Below are 17,694 nucleotides of genomic sequence, written 5' to 3'. Positions count from 1 at the left end.
GAGGGTTGATCTCAGAGCGCGTCGGTGCGATGGCCCTCGGGCAACGTCACCAGCAGGGCGCCGGGGTCGACCCGGCACTCGATGCGCACGGCCAGACCGAATCCGTCGCCATCCAGTTCGATCGGGGTCGGTGCGACGGCAGCTGCTTCAATGCTCTGTGCGCGCAGATAGCGCACCGAAGCATCCTTGCCGCGCCGCTGCAGAACCAGCCGTCCGGCGCGGAACCGGCGCAGCACCGAGTTGTCCCACCAGATCTTGCGCCATACCCCGAGCCAGCCGAGTGGTCCGGTTGGCTGGATGATCGCGATATCCATTTCGCCGTCGGTGATGGATGCCGAGGGGATGAGGGAGATTCCCGCCGGCAGCGTGCCGCAGTTCGCGAAGAGCACGCTGTGCACCTTCGTGGAGTGCAGGCGAGATTCGTCCGCCTGGTAGACGATGCGGAAGGGCTTGGCATTGGGCAGTGAGCGTGCCGCGCCGTCGACATACGCCACCCAGCCCACTGATTTCTTCAGATCCGGCCGCGTGTTCGCGATCATGTCGGCATCCAGGCCCATGCCGGCCAGCACCACGAACGCATGCTCTCCGGTTTCGCCGTTGGCTCGGGTCAGCTTCGCCCAGCCGATATCGATGGGATGCCGGAACCCGCGCAGCGCCGCGCGAATCATCGCGTCCGGATCCAGCAGGGGAAGACCGAGGTTGCGAGCGAGCAGATTGCCGGTACCGCTGGGCACGATCGATAGCGGCACCCCGGTGCCGGCCATCTCCTCGGCCACCGCGCGCACCGTGCCATCGCCGCCGGCGACGAGCACGACGTCCACGCCGCGATCCAGGGCCTCGCGCGTCATGCCTTGCCCAGCATCCATGACCGTTGTGGGGTAGAAAGCGGGGTGCGCCCAACCAGCGGTCCTCGACAGTTCGCGGACGGTAGCGCGCAGACGCTTCTCGTCGACCTTGATCGGGTTGTAGATGAGAGCGGCCTGGCGGTGCTGCGAGGTGCTCTGCGTCATGCCGATCACTCTACGGCCAGCATCCGCTCGCGCGTGTCACGCCAACTAGACTTGTCGAATGATCGACCTTGCTCTTCTTCGCGACCAGCCCGACCTCGTCCGTCGCTCGCAGGCAGCCCGTGGCAACGACGAAGCCACTGTTGATGCGGCTATCGAGGCCGATCGTTCCCGTCGTTCGGCGCTGACCGCGTTCGAGGATCTGCGTGCCGAACAGAACGCTTTCGGCAAGCAGGTGGCGAAAGCCCCCAAGGACGAGAAAGCGGCTCTTGTCGCGCAGGTGAAAGAACTCGCTGAGCGGGTCAAGCAGGCGCAGCAGGCATCGAACGAGGCATCGGATGCCGCGGTATCCGCTCTCGGGCGCATCGAGAACGTGATCATCGACGGCGTCCCCGCCGGCGGCGAAGCGGACTTCGTTGAACTGCGCCGCGTCGGCGAAGCGCCGACATTCGACTTCGAAGCCCGCGACCACCTCGAGATCGGTGAGATCCTCGGCGCCATCGACATGGAGCGCGGGGCGAAGGTGTCGGGCTCGCGGTTCTACTTCCTGCGCGGCATCGGCGCCCGCCTCGAGATCGCACTGATGAACATGGCGCTCGACAAGGCTCTGCAAAACGGTTTCGTGCCGATGATCACCCCGACGCTGGTGCGCCCGGAAATCATGCAGGGAACCGGATTCCTCGGCGAGCACGCCGACGAGGTCTACCACCTCGACAAGGAAGACGACCTGTATCTCGTGGGCACGAGCGAAGTTGCGCTCGCCGGATACCACAAGGATGAGATCGTCGACCTGTCCGATGGTGCCCTGCGCTACGCCGGCTGGTCGACCTGCTACCGCCGTGAGGCCGGGTCGTACGGCAAAGACACCCGCGGAATCATCCGCGTGCACCAGTTCAACAAGCTGGAGATGTTCGTCTACACGACCCTGGAAGACGCCGAAGCGGAACACCTGCGCCTCGTCGCCCTGCAGGAGGAAATGCTGACCTCGCTTGGGCTGTCGTACCGGGTGATCGACGTCGCGGCGGGGGATCTCGGATCCAGCGCTGCGCGCAAATTCGACATCGAGGCCTGGGTTCCCACGCAGGGTGCGTTCCGCGAGCTGACCTCGACCTCGAACTGCACCACGTTCCAGGCTCGCCGACTCGACGTTCGCCACCGCCCGGCAACGGAGGATGACGCGCCCGCCAAGACGCAGCATGTCGCCACCCTGAACGGCACACTGGCGACGACGCGCTGGATTGTCGCGCTGCTGGAGACCCATCAGCAGGCGGACGGCTCGGTGATCGTTCCTGAGGCGCTGCGGCCGTATCTGGGCGGGTTGGAAGTTCTGGAGCCGCAGGCATGACCGCCGCTTGGCTTGTCGGCCTCGACGTCGACGGAACGATTATCCTCCAGGACGAGACGATGAGTCCCGGCGTGCCCGAGGCCGTGGCCCGGGTCCGCGATGCCGGAAACATCGTCACGATCGCCACGGGGCGCAGTTGGATGGCCACCGAGCGCTGGGTCGACGAGCTGGAGCTCACTCCTGAATTCGTGGTCTGCTCGAACGGCGCGGTCACCATGCGCCGGGTGGGTGACAGTTGGGAGCGGTGGAACGTCGAACTGTTCGACCCGACAACCGTGCTGGCGCTGCTCACCGAGCGGCTCCCCGAAGCCCACTACATGGTTGAGTTGGAATCCGGGCAACGGCTGTTCACCGGTGAGGTCGATGACTGGACGCTCGCCGGCGGTCGCCAGGTCACGCTGGACGAGTTGGGTTCGCGTCCCGTCTCGCGCGTGGTGGTCGTCTCGCCCGGGCACGACGAGGAGGACTTTCACCGACTGGTTGTGGATGCCGGACTCAACGAGGTTTCCTACGCGATCGGCTGGACGGCCTGGCTCGACATCGCCCCGCACGGTGTTGACAAGGGCACCGCGCTCGCACGCGTTCATTCCGAACTGGGCATTGACGGCGGCAACGTATTCGTCGCGGGTGATGGCCGCAACGACATCGGCATGTTCGAGTGGTCGCTACGCATCGGCGGACGAGCCGTTGCGATGGGACAGGCGCCGCCCGAGGTGAAGGATGCCGCGGGTGAGGTCACCGCTGACGTCGAAGACGGTGGGCTCGCGCTCGCGTTGGATACCCTGGTGAACCATCCAGCGGCTCCTCAGGTCGAAGCGCGAGAATGAAAGCGACTAGACTCGACCACTGATCAGCAGATTCATCTGTTGATGGAGGGTTGTCCGAGTGGCCGATGGAGCTGGTCTTGAAAACCAGTGGGCAGAAATGTCTCGTGGGTTCGAATCCCACACCCTCCGCAGAAAACTGACTGCGGTACTTCGTAGCACTGCAGTCAGAGTGAAAGGCATCGAGTGAGCGAGAAGATCCGCCGCCGCAGAACCGTCGCGCGCCATGGTCAGTTGCGATCGCCAGGACCTGTCGCGCAGCTGCTCAAAATGCTCGGCGTCGGGCTGACCGTCGTGCTGGTGAGCGCGCTGAGCATCGGTGCTTTCGTGGTGACCGACCTCAGTAACACCGTCAGCGCGAATGCGGTCGAGCTCGAGGGGCAGGAGGCTGCTCCGCCGAACATCAGCGAGTACGAGGGCGGGTTCGACCTGCTTCTGGTGGGCACTGACTCGTGCGAAGTGGAGTACGCGCATCTGTTCGGCGACCGGTGCGCGGGGCCTGATTCCGAAGGCAACCTCAACGACGTCAACATCCTGCTGCACGTGTCGGAGGAGCCGCGCCGGCTCACCGCGGTGAGTTTTCCCCGTGACCTGATGCTCCCCATCCCGTCGTGCACGACGGAAAGCGGCGGCACCACTTCGGCGATGAGCAAGCAGCCCCTCAACAGCGCCTACATGTACGGCGGTTTGAACTGCGTCGCCAAGACGATCACTGAGCTCACCGGCCAGGACATCGAGTTCGCGGCATCCGTCACCTTCGGCGGTGTGATCGAGATCACCAACTCCATCGGTGGCGTCGATGTATGTCTGGCCAGCCCGATCAAGGATTATCACACCGGTTTGGACATGGCAGCCGGCACGCATACCGTCACGGGCCTGGAGGCGCTGCAGTTCCTGCGCACCCGGCACGGGGTCGGCGACGGCAGCGACCTCGGCCGCATCGGAAACCAGCAGCAGTACATGTCGAGCCTGGCGCGCAAGCTCATCAGCGGTGAGGTTCTCGGAAACGTGCCGACCATGCTGCGCCTGGCGAACACCGCACTCACCAACCTCGAGGCATCCACGTCGTTGACCAACCCGATGACGATCGCGCAGATCGGTCTCGCGGTCAAGGACGTACCGTTCGAGGACATCGTGTTCCTGCAGTATCCGACCTTCGGTGACCCGGCCGACGTGAACAAGGTCGTCTCCAACACGGCGGACGCTCAGCTGATGTGGGACGCGATCAATGCGAACCAGCAGCTGCAGGTGACCCATGTGAACACCGACAATGAGGGTGTCATCGTGGAAGAGCCGGCGGCCCCGGTCGACCCGGAAGCGGTGCCGGATCCCAGCGTGTACGCGCTGCCCGACGCCATCAAGGGCAACTCGGCGGCTCAGGCGACATGCTCGAACGGCAACGTTCGGTAGAGCAGGCCTCAGCCGGTCGTCGACCTGCGGATGACGAGCTCGGGCGGGAACACCGTCTGACGCGGGATGCTGGATGAATCCGCTGCTTCTTCCAGCAGAACCCGCAGCGCGGTGCGCCCGATCATGCGGCTCGGCTGGCGGATGGACGACAGCGGAACAGCCGCCGCGGCAGCGAACGGGTTGTCGTCGAAACCGATAATGGCGATCTCGTCCGGGACGAGCATCCGCCCATCGATGACCAGGGACTGCAACAGGCCGAGCGCCAGCAGATCGTTGGCGGCGAAGATCGCGTCCGGCCAGTCCCGTCGTGAACGCGCCAGCACGCGAGTGCCGGCGGCAGCGCCCTCCTCCACCGTCATGGCGGCCGTGGCGATGACCTCGAGATCGACGGGGACGGCGGCGTTCTCTGCGGCAGCACGCGCGCCTGCGAGGCGGTCGGTGACCTGGCGCATCTCGAACGGGCCGCCGACGAAGGCGATTCGGCGTCGTCCCGCCTCGATCAGGTGATCGATTGCGAGCCGTCCGCCTGCGACGCTGTCGACCGAGACGGATGAGAACCCGCTGTCGGCGCTGAAACGGTCGACGAGAACAGTCGCGATGCCACTGGAGCGGAATCGACGCAACTGCGTCATCACATCGCCGTACGGTGCGATGAGGAGTCCGCGAACCTGCTGTTCGCGAAAAAGGTCGAGGTACACCTTCTCCCGGGAGGGATCCTCATCGGTGTTCCCGTACAGGATCGCGATTCCATGGCGGGTGGCCTCGTCCTCCGCTCCGCGGACGACGTCGTTGTAGAACGGGTTCTGGCCGTCGAGCACGACGAACCCGACCGTCGAGCTGACCCCGCCGCGCAGTTTTCTGGCCGCGTCATTGCGCACGTAGCCGAGCTCTTCGATGGCCTGTCCGACTCGTTCGACCGACTCTGCAGACACTTCGTCGGGACGGTTGAGCACATTCGAAACGGTGCCGACGGAGACGCCGGCACGCTGGGCGACATCGCGGATACTCACCGACATTCTGCATTCCTTTTGATTGATCGGGTCACGATTAGGTCACCGTGGGGTTGACGTCCTCGGGTTGTTTCATACACTAGCCTGAACGCTCATGAATCGATTCATGTAGTTTCAAAACGAAGCATCCGGATTCACCTCAACGGAGAGGACGCGCCGATGGCCGTCGAAGACGACAATCCCCGTTTGCGCAGCCCCGCGCTGGAGCTGCATCGTGTCGTGAAGTCTTTCGGGCCGGTCATAGCGCTGCGCTCGGGCAGTCTCACGCTGCGGCCGAAGTCGATCCACGCGCTCATCGGCGAGAACGGGGCGGGTAAATCGACGCTCGTGAAGATCATGGCGGGCCTGTACCGCCGCGACTCCGGCGAGTTCCGATTGCACGGTGAAGCGGTCGATTTCTCTAGCACCGCACAGTCAAAGGCTTCCGGAATCGCCGTGATCTACCAGGAGCCCACGCTGTTTCCTGATCTCTCGGTCACCGAGAACATCTTCATGGGGCGCCAGCCCACGAACCGGTTCGGGCGCATCGATCGCAAGGCGATGCGCCGAGAGGTCGAGCAGATTTTCGATCGCCTCGGCGTCGCCCTCGATCCCGACCGTCTCACCGAAGGCCTGTCGATCGCGGACCAGCAGATCATCGAGATCGCCAAGGCAATCTCCTTGGATGCCAGTGTGCTCATCATGGATGAGCCGACTGCTGCGCTCAGCGGCGTCGAGGTCGACCGGCTCTTCGCCGTGGCCCGAAGCCTGCGAGATGAGGGCCGTGCCGTCCTGTTCATCTCCCATCGGTTCGATGAGGTGTTCGCCCTGTGCGACACCGTCACCGTGATGCGCGACGGCGCGTACATCAGCACGACGCCGATCGCTGAGACCACCTCCGACGAGCTCGTACGGCAGATGGTCGGGCGCGATGTCACCGAGTTGTTTCCCAAGCAGATCGTTCCCGTCGGGGACCCACTTCTCGAAGTCTCGGGCCTGACGAGCGCAGGCATCTTCCACGACATCTCGTTCACCGTGCGTGCCGGTGAGATCGTCGCGCTCGCCGGACTCGTCGGCGCTGGTCGCAGCGAGGTCGCTCGAGCCGTCTTCGGCGTCGACCCCTACCGAGAGGGCGAGGTACGGATGCTGGGAAAGACGGTGCCGCACCGTAGCCCCACGGACGCGATGCGGGCAGGCCTCGCCCTGGTTCCCGAAGACCGGCGCAAGCAGGGGCTGGTGATCGAATCCGGGGTGGGCAGCAACATCACCCTGGCGATCCGCGGCCGGCTGGCGAAGCTCGGCCTACTCACAACCGGCATCGAGAACCGCGCTGCAAAGGAATGGGCCAGCCGCCTCGAGGTCAAGACGCATGCGCTCGACTCAGTGGCATCGACTCTGTCCGGCGGCAACCAGCAGAAGGTGGTCCTCGCGAAGTGGCTGGCGACGAAGCCTCGCGTGCTCATCATCGACGAGCCGACGCGAGGCATCGATGTCGGCACGAAGTCTGAGGTGCACCGCCTGCTCTCGCAGCTTGCCAGCGAGGGGATGGGCATTCTCATGATCTCCTCCGAACTGCCTGAAGTGCTGGGCATGGCCGACCGCGTGCTCGTCATGCGGGAGGGGCGTATCACCGCCGAGATCGACCGCGCCGAAGCCACCAGTGAGAACGTCATGTTCGCCGCGACGCACGCAACGGAGATCCACTCGTGACCACCATTTCGGCTCCGCGCGCAGGGCTGCGCAAGTCATTCGGCGGCGTCGGCAAGGCGCGAGAGGTCGGCATCCTGATCGCCCTCGCTCTCGTGGTGATCGCCGCAACCGTGAAGAACCCGAACTTCTTGTTCAGCGCTGACGGGTGGCGCGACCTGCTGCTCACGCCGTCCATCCTCATGCTGGTGGCAGTCGGACAGGCGATCGTCATCATCACCCGTAACGTCGATCTCTCCGTCGGGTCGGTGATGGGCCTGACCGCCTACCTGACCGGGCGACTGTTCATCGACATTCCCGGCATCCCGATCATTCTTGTCGTCCTTGCCGCGGTCGTCTTCGGCGGACTGCTCGGGCTGATCAACGGCGCGATCGTGGCTCTTGCCAAGGTCCCGGCCATGGTGATCACCCTCGGCACGCTATATGCCTATCGAGGAATCAACGTGCTGTGGGCCGGGAGCGACAGGGTCAACGCATCCGACATGCCGAGGGACTTTCTCGCGCTCGGAACAGCCCAGGTGATCGGGATTCCCGTGCTTGCCATCGTCGCTCTGATCGTTCTGGCCGTCGCCGCCTGGTACATGCGCAACACCCGGGGCGGTCGTGAGTACTACGCGATCGGCTCAGATCCCGCTGCGGCAGAGCTCTACGGGCTCAAGGTCACACGGCGCGTGCTTTCGGCTTTCGTCCTGTCCGGTGCTCTCGCCGGGCTCGCCGGTGTCTTCTACGCGGCCCGCTACGGCTCGGTCAGCTCACAGGCCGGTGCGGGATGGGAACTGGATGCGGTGGGTGCCGCCGTCATCGGAGGAATCGCCATCATGGGCGGCGTCGGCTCTGTCTGGGGTGCGGCGATCGGCGCGATGCTGCTGATGACCATCAACCGCGCCCTGCCGATTCTGGGGATACCGGACTTCTGGCAGCGGGCCGTCGTTGGCGCGCTCATCATCGGAGCCATCGTGCTTGACCGCGTACTTGCCGTCAGACAGAGACAGCAACTGATCGAGGCGAGGGATCAATCATGACGATGACAACAACCACGGGCTCGATCCGTGTGATCCGTGACCATGATCGTTCCCTCTGGCGCAGGATTCTGCTGACCAGAGAGGTCGCGATCATCGCACTGCTCGTCCTGGTCATGATCGTCGCTGCCACGTCGGTGAAGGGCTTTGCTCAGCCGATCACCGTGAACTACCTGCTGCTCGATGTCGCACCGATTCTGCTCATCGCCCTCCCGATGGCCCTGGTCATCGTCACCGGCGAGATCGATCTGTCCGTGGGCAGCATGGTCGGCCTCGCCAGCGTGGTGACCGGCGTGCTCACGCAGGCTGGTGCTCCGTTCGAGGTCGCGGCGCTCGCGGCGCTCGCCGTCGGTGTGATCGGCGGTGCGGTCAACGGATTCCTCGTCACGGTCGTCGGGCTTCCTTCGCTTGCCGTGACGATCGGCACACTTGCGCTGTTCCGCGGCCTCGCCGTCGGCCTGCTCGGCACCACCGCCGTTACGGACTTCCCCGAGCAGTGGACGGCTCTGGCTAAGGCGAAGATCGCCGGGACGACGATCCCGTACATCGTGATTCCGTTCCTCATCCTGCTGGTGATCTTCGTCGTGCTGCTGCACTTCACTCCGTTCGGCCGTGGGATTTACGCGATCGGCCTGTCGAAGGAAGCAGCTCGATTCTCCGGCGTGCACGTTGAACGGACGAAGTTCATTCTGTTCGTGCTCTCCGGTGTCGTGGCGGCGTTCGCCGGGATCTTCTTCACCCTGCGCTTCGGGAGCGCGCGTGGCGATAATGCCACCGGACTCGAGTTGCAGGTCATTGCCGCTGTCGTGCTCGGAGGCGTCTCGGTGTTCGGTGGACGCGGACAGCTGCACGGTGTGGTCGCCGCGGTGCTGCTGATCGGAGTGCTTTCCAGTGCCCTGCGCCTGGCCAACGTGACCTCTGACGTGATCAACATCATCACCGGCGGACTGCTCGTCCTGTCTGTGGTGGCGGCAAGCCTCCTCAGCTGGGCGCACCGGGTTCGAGCCAGGCCGACTCCAGCGCTTCGACGAGCGGTCACCTCGACCAGCTGAGATCTCCGTGCCGCCGGCATCCGTCTGCGGCAGCCCCAACGAAAGGAAGAACAATGAAGTTTGCACGCAAGCGTGTCACAGCATTCGCCGCTGTCGCCGTTGCCGCAGCCCTCGCCCTGACCGGCTGCGCTGACACCAGTGGTTCGACGGGTGGCGGCGACGCCGGAGGGTCGGAAGGCGGATCATCGGACAATCTGTCGATCACGTTCCTGCCCAAGAACCTCGGAAACCCGTACTTCGACACCTCCAGCACGGGCGGCAAAGCCGCTGTTGAAGAGCTCGGCGGCACGTTCGCCGAGGTCGGACCGGCCGAGGCCACCCCTGACGCCCAGGTGAGCTACATCAACACCGCCACGCAGCAGGGCGTCGGTGCGCTCGTCGTCTCGGCGAACGACCCGAAGGCGATCTGCGATGCACTCAACGAGGCTCGCGACGCCGGAGTGAAGGTCGTCACCTTCGACTCCGACACCAACCCCGAGTGCCGCGACCTGTTCATCAACCAGGCCGATGCTGCCGGCATTGCCAAGGTGCAGGTCGACCTCATCGCCGAGCAGATCGGCGGTGCGGGTGAGATCGCGGTGCTGTCGGCATCTGCCAACGCCACCAACCAGAACGCGTGGATCGATCTGATGAAGGAGTACCTCGCCAGCGACTTCCCCGACATCACTCTCGTCGAGACTGTGTACGGCGACGATGATGACCAGACGTCGTTCGACAAGACGGCGGCACTGCTGCAGACGCACCCCGAGCTGAAGGGCATTGTTTCGCCCACAACGGTCGGCATCGCGGCTGCTGCGCGCTACCTGTCGACCTCGGACTACAAGGGCACGGTTGCGATCACCGGTCTCGGCACGCCGAACCAGATGCGCGAGTACGTCGAGGACGGCACCGTCACCGCGTTCGCGCTGTGGAACCCGGAAGACCTCGGCTACCTCTCGGCATTCGCTGCGGCGGCGCTGATCTCCGGTGACATCACCGGCGCTGAGGGCGACACGTTCGACGCCGGCGACCTGGGCGAGTTCGAGGTCGGCGCTGACGGGACCGTTCTGCTCGGCGAGCCGTTCGTGTTCGACGCAGAGAACATCGGTGAATTCGACTTCTGAGTCGACTCGCCCGGTTCGCAAGAACGCACGAATCTCGCAGGAATCTCAGGATTCTCTGCGAGGTTCGTGCGTTTCTGCGTAGTTTGTGCGCGGCGGCGTGCCGACCTGCAGGCGAGGCTGCGCTCAGCGCGGGGCGTAGCGCTCAGGTTCATGCGTACGTGCGACGAGTGCGCGCAGCTCCTCGAGCGTTGCGGGCGCTGCTCCCAGCGCACGGGCCTGGACGAGCACGTTGCCCAGGGCTGTCGCCTCGACGGGGCCGGCGAGCACCGGCAGACCGGTGCGGTCGGCTGTGGCCTGGCAGAGGAGACGGTTCAGTGAGCCGCCTCCGACGAGACGGATGCTGTCGAGCTCACGCCCCGTCAGCACAGCAGCCGTCTGCACCGCGGTGGCGAACGCTGCGGCGATTGATTCCACGATCGTCCGCGTGAAGGCCGCACGATCCTCCGGAACCGGAGAGCCGTGCGCGCGAAGGACCGCGGCGATCCGGGCTGGCATGTCGCCGGGAGCGCTGAGCGAAGGATCGTTGGCATCGAACACCACGATGTCTCCCGCGACAGCGGCCGCGGCATCCAGCAGCTCGGGCAGATTGATCGGCGCGCCGTCCTCTGATTCCCACGCCCGCACGGTCTCGCTCAGCAGCCAGAGTCCGGTGACATTGTGCAGGAAGCGGTAGCGGCCGTCGACACCGAGCTCATGCGTGAAGTTCGCTTCGCGCGCGGCATCGGTGAGCACCGGCTCGGTTAGTTCTACGCCCACCAAGCCCCACGTGCCGCAGGAGATGTACGCCGCATCGGGCGAACTCAGAGGTGCGCCGACAACAGCGGATGCCGTGTCGTGCGAGCCGACCGCGATCACGGGAAGCTCTTTGCCGATGCGTGCGGCGAGTTCTGGGCGCAGCATTCCGATCACCGTGCCGGGGTCGACGAGCTCGGGTAGAAGCGTCGTCGGGATGCTGAGACGTTCGGCCAGCTCCGTGTCCCACTCGCCCGTTTGCACGCCCAGCAGCCCGGTTGTCGAGGCGTTCGTCCGCTCAGCGACCCGCGCACCCGTAAGCAGATGGGCGATGAGGTCGGGGATCAGCAGGGCGCTGTCTGCATCCGGCATCCGTCCATCGACGCGGTACTGATACAGCGTGTTGAACGGCAGGAACTGCAGGCCGTTGCGCTCATACAGCTCGGCGAACGGAACGATCTCGTGCACCTCGGCGACGCCGCGCTCAGAGCGTGAATCGCGGTAGTGGAACGGCTCGGCAAGCAGTTCTCCGTCCCGCAGCAGGCCGTAGTCGACCGCCCAGGAGTCGATGCCGATGCTCTCGATCGCGGGTTCCCGGCGCACGGCCTCGGCAAGTCCATCGACGATGTTCGTGTACAGCGCGTCGAAGTCCCAGTGCAGGCCGTCGGGACCCTCGACCGGACCGTTCGGAAAGCGAGTGACGAGTTCGAGTTCGAGCGTGTTCTCGCCTACTCGTCCGATCATGACCCGCCCACTGGTCGCGCCGAGATCGACGGCGGCGACGGTGCGGGTCGGACCCTGAGCCTGTCGAAGGGTCATCGCAGGAACGCCGCGGCGACGCCCGAGTCGACGGGGATGTGCAGGCCGGTGGTGCGGCTGAGCTCCGGACCGGTCAGCACGTACACGGCATCCGCGACGTTCTCAGGCACGACCTCGCGCTTGAGGATCGTACGGTTCGCGTAGAACTGGCCGAGATCCTCTTCGTTGACGCCGTAGGTGGCCGCACGGTTCGCGCCCCAGCCGGAGGCGAAGATGCCCGAGCCGCGCACGACACCGTCGGGGTTGATGCCGTTGACGCGGATGCCGTACTCGCCAAGCTCCACAGCCAGCAGTCGCACCTGGTGCGCCTGGTCGGCCTTCGTTGCCGAGTAGGCGATGTTGTTCGGGCCGGCGAAGACGGAGTTCTTCGACGAGATGTAGATGACGTCGCCGCCGAGCTTCTGGTCGATGAGCACGCGGGCTGCGGCCTGGGAGACGAGGAACGAGCCCTTCGCCATGACGTCGTGCTGCAGATCCCAGTCCTTCTCGGTGGTCTCCAGCAGCGGCTTGGAAAGCGAGAGGCCAGCGTTGTTGACGACGAGGTCGACACCGCCGAAGGCGAGGACGGCTTCGTTCATCGCGGCTTGGACCGCTTCGGCATCCGCCACGTTCGCGGCGATGCCGATCGCGACGTCGGTGCCTCCGAGTTCGGCCGCTGCGGCCTGTGCCTTCTCGAGGTCAAGATCCGCGACGACGACGCATGCGCCCTCGGCCGCAAGGCGGGTGGCGATGGCCTTGCCGATTCCGGATGCGGCGCCCGTGACGAAGGCGATACGGCCCTGGTGGGACTTCGGCTTCGGCATGCGCTGGAGCTTCGCCTCTTCCAGTGCCCAGTACTCGATGTTGAACTTCTCCGCATCCGAGATGGGGGAGTAAGTGGAGAGCGCCTCCGCGCCGCGCATGACGTTGATCGCGTTGACGTAGAACTCGCCGGCGACGCGGGCGGTCTGCTTGTTCGCGCCGTAGCTGAACATGCCGACGCCGGGGATCAGGACGATGAGCGGATCGGCGCCGCGGATCGCCGGGCTTTCCGCGGCCGCATGCGCGTCGTAGTACGCCTGGTAGTCGGTGCGGTACTCGGCGTGCAGCTCGTGCAGGCGAGCGATCTGCTCCTCGGCGGACGCCGTTGCGGGCAGGTCGAGGATCAGGGGCTTGACCTTGGTGCGCAGGAAGTGGTCGGGGCAGCTCGTGCCGAGGGCAGCGAGCGCGGGAGCCTTCTCGGATGCCAGGAAGTCGAGCACCACGTCAGAGTCAGTGAAGTGGCCGACCATGGGCTTGTCGGTGGATGCGATGCCGCGGACCGTGCCGGCAAGAGCCGCTGCGCGCTCACGCCGCTCGGTCGGGGCAAGGGCTTCGAAACCGGAGCGCACGCCGCCGAAGGGCTGTGCCGTACCGTTCGCCTCGATGTAGGCCGCGGCCGTGTCGATGATCCACAGCGAGTTCGTCTCGGACTCTTCCGAGGTGTCGCCCCAGGCAGTGATGCCGTGGCCACCGAGGATGCATCCGATCGCCTGCGGGTTCTGCTTCTTGATCTCGGCGATGTCCAGGCCCAGCTGGAACCCGGGGCGCCGCCACGGCACCCAGACAACCTTGTCGCCGAAGATCGTGGAGGTCAGCTCTTCGCCGTCAGCGGCGGTCGCGATGGCGATGCCGGAATCGGGATGCAGGTGGTCGACGTGCGCAGCATCCACCAGGCCATGCATGGCAGTGTCGATCGACGGGGCGGCGCCACCCTTGCCATGCAGGCAGTAATCGAAAGCGGCGACCATCTCGTCTTCGCGGTCGATGCCCGGGTAGACGTTCACGAGCGCGCGCATGCGGTCCAGACGCAGCACCGCCAGGCCCTGCTCCTTGAGCGTGCCGAGGTCGCCGCCGGATCCCTTGACCCACATCAACTCGACCGGCTGACCGGTGACCGGGTCGGTCTCGGTGCCCTTGGCGGAGGTGTTGCCGCCGGCATAGTTCGTGTTCTTCGGGTCGGCGCCAAGGCGGTTCGATCGTTCGATGAGAGATGCTGCGGTGGGGTTGGTCATGGGGATTCCTTGTATCAGTGGATGCATGAAAGCAAGATCACTCGCGCGCGGCGAGAGAAGGGGTGGACAGTCGTTGGATGCGTGCGGCGAAGCGGTCGATGGATGCCGCTGCTGCTGGTTCTTCCGGGCGGTTCAGATGACCGTGCGTGGTGCCGGGCTCAGTGGACACGTCGATGTCGACTCCGGCTTCTGCCAGAGCACGGGCGAAGAACTCGCCGGAGACACGGAGTTCATCGGACTCGCCGTTGATCATGATGGTCGCCGGGAAGCCGGCGAGCTGGTTGGGTGTCGCGGTGCCGGGGATCGCGTAGACGTCGGCCTCAGAAGCCGGACCGCCGAGGTAGTTCTCGTACATCCCGAGCACCGTCTCCGGGCGGAAGCGATCGGCGGTCGGGTCCGCATTGAGCAGCGCGCGCAGTGCGGCATCCGGAGCATCCTGCACGGCCTGCAGCGTCGGATAGGCGAGGACCGCGAGATCAGGAACGGTGCCGCCGTCATGCGTGAGCCGTAACGCGGCGCCGGTGGCGAGGTTGGCGCCTGCACTTGCTCCGCCGATCGCCCACGCTCCGTCTGTGAGGCCGGATGTCGCGGCCCAGCGGAAGGCGAAGATCACCTCGTCGTGGGGGACGGGATAGTGGACGCCGTTGCTGCGGTCGTCGGAAGCCTGTGCCCCCTCCAATGGTGCCGGCGCGAGGCGGTAGTCGACCGAGACGACGAGGATGCCGCGCTGTGCGAAGGCGCGGCTGACCCAGTCGGCCTCGGGCATGTCGAGGTCGCCGCCCGCGAATCCGCCACCGTGCACCCATACCAGTCCGTGACCCGAGGGATCGGACGGTGTGTAGGTGCGAACGGTGAGCGGACCGTGCGGTCCATCCAGGACCGTATCGGCGACCTCGACAGGGAGACTCATGCGCTCAGGCGCCCCAACCAGCCTGGACGCCGCCGACGCGGTCGGCAGCGATCTGCTGCTGATATCCGGATGCTGCATACGCTGCCATCGGGTCGGCGGCGAGGCCGCGGGACTCGCGCCACTCGGCAAGTGCCGGGCGGACGTCGGTGTAGAAGGCATCCATCATCACGGCATTGGCCGCGAGAACGTCGCCGGAGCGCTGGGCTGCGGTGAGGGCATCCGTGTTGACGAGCAGCGCGCGGGCGGTCATCTCCTGGACGTTCAGCACCGAGCGGATCTGACCGGGGATCTTGTCCTCGACGTTGTGGCACTGGTCGAGCATGAAGGCCACATCGGGGTTGTTGAGCCCGCCGCCGCGGACGACCTCGAAGAGGATGCGGAACAGCTGGAACGGGTCGGCAGCGCCGACGATCAGGTCATCGTCAGCGTAGAAGCGCGAGTTGAAGTCGAACGAGCCGAGCTTGCCGAGGCGCAACAGCTGCATGACGATGAACTCGATGTTCGTGCCGGGCGCGTGGTGGCCGGTGTCGAGGCAGACGAGTGCCTTGTCGCCGAGCGCGCTCACCTGCGCGTACGAGGTGCCCCAGTCGGGAACGTCCATGTGGTAAAAAGCGGGCTCGAAGAACTTGTATTCCAACACCAGACGCTGGTTCTCGCCGAGGCGCGCGTAGATCTGCTGCAGTGACTCCTGGAGGCGGTCCTGACGGCCGCGCATGTCGGCCTGGCCCGGGTAGTTCGAGCCCTCCGCCAGCCAGATCTTCAAGTCGCGGCTGCCCGTGGCATCCATCACGTCGATGCACGCGAGGTGGTGATCGATGGCCTTTCGGCGCACGGCAGCATCCTCGTGGGTCAGGGCGCCGAACTTGTAATCGTCATCCTGGAAGGTGTTCGAGTTCACGGTGCCGAGGGCAACGCCGTGATCTTCGGCGTGCTTGCGCAGATCATCGAAATCGCACATGTCCCACGGAATGTGCAGGGCGACGACAGGAGCGAGCGCGGTGTACTTGTGCACCTGCGCGGCATCCGCGATCTTCTCGAACGGGTCGCGGGGCGTGCCGGGGGTGCCGAACACCTTGAAGCGGGTTCCGGAGTTTCCGAACGCCCAGGACGGGAGTTCGATCGACTGCTTCTCGAGCTCGGTCAGCTGATCAGGGGAGAGGATGCTCATGTTGCACTGCTTTCGTTGTCGGATGCTGCGGCGGAGAGCTGCTCCGCCAGGTTGAAGACTTCGGTGAGTGGTGTCGCGGCCTGATCAGGACGGCCGTCGAGGCCGACGAAGAACCGAGCCATCTCGGATTCCCAGCGCGTGGCGACTTCCGACTGCGCGAGATACGCCTGAGCGGCAGCGTCGTCGTCGGTCTCGTAATAGCCGATCAGGCGACCGCTCTCGCCCAGGAAGAGTGAATAGTTGCGCCTGCCGGATGCTGCGATCTCGGCCAGCATCTCGGGCCAGACGGGGCTGTGCCGCTCAAGGTACTCTTCGAGCAGCTCGGGGCGGATTTGAAGCTGGAAGCAGTAGCGGGTGGCACTGGTCATCGTCGTCCATTCATGAATCGTTTCAACACACAATGCTACGGAGTTTTCACGGGTCACGTCAAGTGCGAGAGCTGTTCCCGGATACACTCGCGTCAGCATGGATGCGAGGAGTTTCGAATGACGGTTAGCGTACGAGATGTCGCAATAGCGGCAGGTGTATCGGTCGGCACGGTCTCGAACGTGATGAATCGTCCGGATAAAGTCGCACCGGCCACCGTGGCGCGCGTTGTCGCAGCCATTGAGGAGCTCGGGTTCGTCAGGAATGATGCCGCTCGACAACTACGGGCCGGGCGAAGCCGCAGCATCGGCATGATCGTGCTCGATGCGAGTAACCCCTTCTTTGCTGCGGTCGCGCGCGGCGCCGAGGCGCGTGCCGAGGAGGACCGGTTGTCGGTGCTGCTGGGAAACAGCGACGAGGATCCCGCTCGAGAAGAGGCGTACATCGACCTGTTTCGGGAGCAGCGGGTGAATGGTGTGCTCATCACTCCGACATCGACTGCTACCGAGATGCTCGCGCGTTTGCGTGACGCCGGTGTTCCCGTCGTGCTCGTCGACCATGAAATGCCGAACAGCCAGTTCTGCTCGGTGTCGGTCGATGACGTTGAGGGGGGCCAGCTGGCAACAGAACATCTGTTGCAGCAGGGGCGGCGGAGGCTCGCTTTTGTTGGCGGGCCAGCCTCGATCCCACAGGTTGAGCATCGTCTCGAAGGCGCCCGGCGCGCGGTCGCCGAGGTGCCTGGAGCATCGCTCGAAGTGGTTGAGATGCCAGCGCTGACGGTGCTCAACGGGCGAACTGCCGGAGAGGTCATCTCGCGACGCGAGCCTGCGCACCGACCGGACGGTGTGTTCGCGGCGAACGATCTGCTCGCCGTCGGCCTGCTGCAGGGACTCTCGATATTCGGCGGCATGCGAGTGCCCGAAGATATCGCCTTGATCGGATACGACGACATCGACTTCGCTGAGGCGACGGTGGTGCCGCTGAGCTCCGTGCGTCAGCCCGCGCAGAAGATTGGGCACACTGCAGTGGAACTGCTGCTCAAAGTCATCGAGAACCCGGACGGCGAGTACGAACGACGCGTGCGCTTTCGGCCTGAGCTGGTGGTTCGTCGCTCGTCTGGCGGCTGAGCTGGTGGCCAAATCGGGCTGCTGACGAGTGCGGTTCGAGCTCGGTTCGTCGCTGGTGTGGGAACCAGTTATGATGGACGAGC

Annotated in this window: 15 protein-coding genes and 1 tRNA gene; 9 read left to right on the top strand and 7 right to left on the bottom strand. The window is 65.2% G+C overall.

Translation table 11 applies throughout. The features are described from left to right. Positions 1 to 11 precede the first annotated feature (11 nt). Positions 12 to 1,010, bottom strand: a complete 999-nt coding sequence (locus ACW5CM_RS06250; protein ID WP_438253018.1) for a diacylglycerol/lipid kinase family protein — start codon at positions 1,008 to 1,010, stop codon at positions 12 to 14. 58 nt (positions 1,011 to 1,068) lie between these two features. Between ACW5CM_RS06250 and serS the strand changes: the two genes are divergently transcribed. From serS to ACW5CM_RS06230, 4 genes are all read left to right on the top strand, one after another. Then, a complete protein-coding gene (serS, locus tag ACW5CM_RS06245; RefSeq protein ID WP_457124512.1) occupies positions 1,069 to 2,352 on the top strand; it encodes a serine--tRNA ligase in 1,284 nt (427 codons plus the stop codon). After that, positions 2,349 to 3,179, top strand: coding sequence for an HAD family hydrolase (locus ACW5CM_RS06240; protein ID WP_457124511.1), 831 nt, complete (start codon positions 2,349 to 2,351; stop codon positions 3,177 to 3,179). Before serS ends, ACW5CM_RS06240 begins: the two co-directional genes overlap by 4 nt. A 44-nt stretch (positions 3,180 to 3,223) precedes the next feature. Then, positions 3,224 to 3,308 (top strand) — tRNA-Ser (locus tag ACW5CM_RS06235). Positions 3,309 to 3,362: 54 nt separating this feature from the next. Then, positions 3,363 to 4,586: an LCP family protein gene (locus tag ACW5CM_RS06230; protein WP_457124510.1), complete on the top strand. Its 1,224-nt coding sequence runs from the start codon at positions 3,363 to 3,365 to the stop codon at positions 4,584 to 4,586. Positions 4,587 to 4,594: 8 nt separating this feature from the next. On the opposite strand, the gene ACW5CM_RS06225 is transcribed toward ACW5CM_RS06230, so the two are convergent. Then, positions 4,595 to 5,602, bottom strand: a complete 1,008-nt coding sequence (locus ACW5CM_RS06225; protein WP_457124509.1) for a LacI family DNA-binding transcriptional regulator — start codon at positions 5,600 to 5,602, stop codon at positions 4,595 to 4,597. Positions 5,603 to 5,755: 153 nt separating this feature from the next. On the opposite strand from ACW5CM_RS06225, the gene ACW5CM_RS06220 reads away from it, so the two are divergent. From ACW5CM_RS06220 to rhaS, 4 genes are read left to right on the top strand one after another with little or no spacing between them, the layout of a single operon-like run. Further along, the gene (locus tag ACW5CM_RS06220) at positions 5,756 to 7,285 is read left to right on the top strand and encodes a sugar ABC transporter ATP-binding protein (protein WP_457124508.1); all 1,530 of its coding nucleotides are present in this window, start codon (positions 5,756 to 5,758) and stop codon (positions 7,283 to 7,285) included. Continuing rightward, positions 7,282 to 8,304, top strand: coding sequence for an ABC transporter permease (locus ACW5CM_RS06215; RefSeq protein ID WP_457124507.1), 1,023 nt, complete (start codon positions 7,282 to 7,284; stop codon positions 8,302 to 8,304). Before ACW5CM_RS06220 ends, ACW5CM_RS06215 begins: the two co-directional genes overlap by 4 nt. After that, entirely contained in the window at positions 8,301 to 9,353 is a 1,053-nt protein-coding gene (locus ACW5CM_RS06210) for an ABC transporter permease (protein ID WP_438253025.1), read from the top strand. The genes ACW5CM_RS06215 and ACW5CM_RS06210 overlap by 4 nt, the downstream gene beginning before the upstream one ends. Before the next feature lie 53 nt (positions 9,354 to 9,406). Continuing rightward, on the top strand, positions 9,407 to 10,456 hold the full coding sequence (gene rhaS, locus ACW5CM_RS06205; protein ID WP_457124506.1) for a rhamnose ABC transporter substrate-binding protein: 1,050 nt from the start codon (positions 9,407 to 9,409) through the stop codon (positions 10,454 to 10,456). A 123-nt stretch (positions 10,457 to 10,579) separates the two neighbouring features. Here the strand turns inward: rhaS and ACW5CM_RS06200 are convergent, their stop codons facing one another. From ACW5CM_RS06200 to ACW5CM_RS06180, 5 genes are read right to left on the bottom strand one after another with little or no spacing between them, the layout of a single operon-like run. After that, a complete protein-coding gene (locus ACW5CM_RS06200; RefSeq protein WP_457124505.1) occupies positions 10,580 to 12,007 on the bottom strand; it encodes a rhamnulokinase in 1,428 nt (475 codons plus the stop codon). After that, positions 12,004 to 14,040 (bottom strand): bifunctional aldolase/short-chain dehydrogenase, encoded by a 2,037-nt coding sequence (locus ACW5CM_RS06195; protein WP_457124504.1) that lies wholly within the window; start codon positions 14,038 to 14,040, stop codon positions 12,004 to 12,006. Before ACW5CM_RS06195 ends, ACW5CM_RS06200 begins: the two co-directional genes overlap by 4 nt. A 37-nt stretch (positions 14,041 to 14,077) precedes the next feature. Beyond that, on the bottom strand, positions 14,078 to 14,950 hold the full coding sequence (locus ACW5CM_RS06190) for an alpha/beta hydrolase (RefSeq protein ID WP_457124503.1): 873 nt from the start codon (positions 14,948 to 14,950) through the stop codon (positions 14,078 to 14,080). Positions 14,951 to 14,954: 4 nt separating this feature from the next. Next, positions 14,955 to 16,118 (bottom strand): L-rhamnose isomerase, encoded by a 1,164-nt coding sequence (rhaI, locus tag ACW5CM_RS06185; RefSeq protein WP_438253040.1) that lies wholly within the window; start codon positions 16,116 to 16,118, stop codon positions 14,955 to 14,957. Further along, a complete protein-coding gene (locus ACW5CM_RS06180; RefSeq protein ID WP_457124502.1) occupies positions 16,115 to 16,486 on the bottom strand; it encodes an L-rhamnose mutarotase in 372 nt (123 codons plus the stop codon). Before ACW5CM_RS06180 ends, rhaI begins: the two co-directional genes overlap by 4 nt. 117 nt (positions 16,487 to 16,603) lie before the next feature. Here ACW5CM_RS06180 and ACW5CM_RS06175 point away from each other — a divergent pair, with 117 nt between their 5' ends. After that, positions 16,604 to 17,611, top strand: a complete 1,008-nt coding sequence (locus ACW5CM_RS06175) for a LacI family DNA-binding transcriptional regulator (protein ID WP_457124501.1) — start codon at positions 16,604 to 16,606, stop codon at positions 17,609 to 17,611. Positions 17,612 to 17,694 lie beyond the last annotated feature (83 nt).

This window comes from Microbacterium wangyouchuni (genome assembly GCF_054072595.1).
Note: the sequence above shows the minus strand (reverse complement) of the source record. Positions and strands in the feature narration are given on the sequence as shown.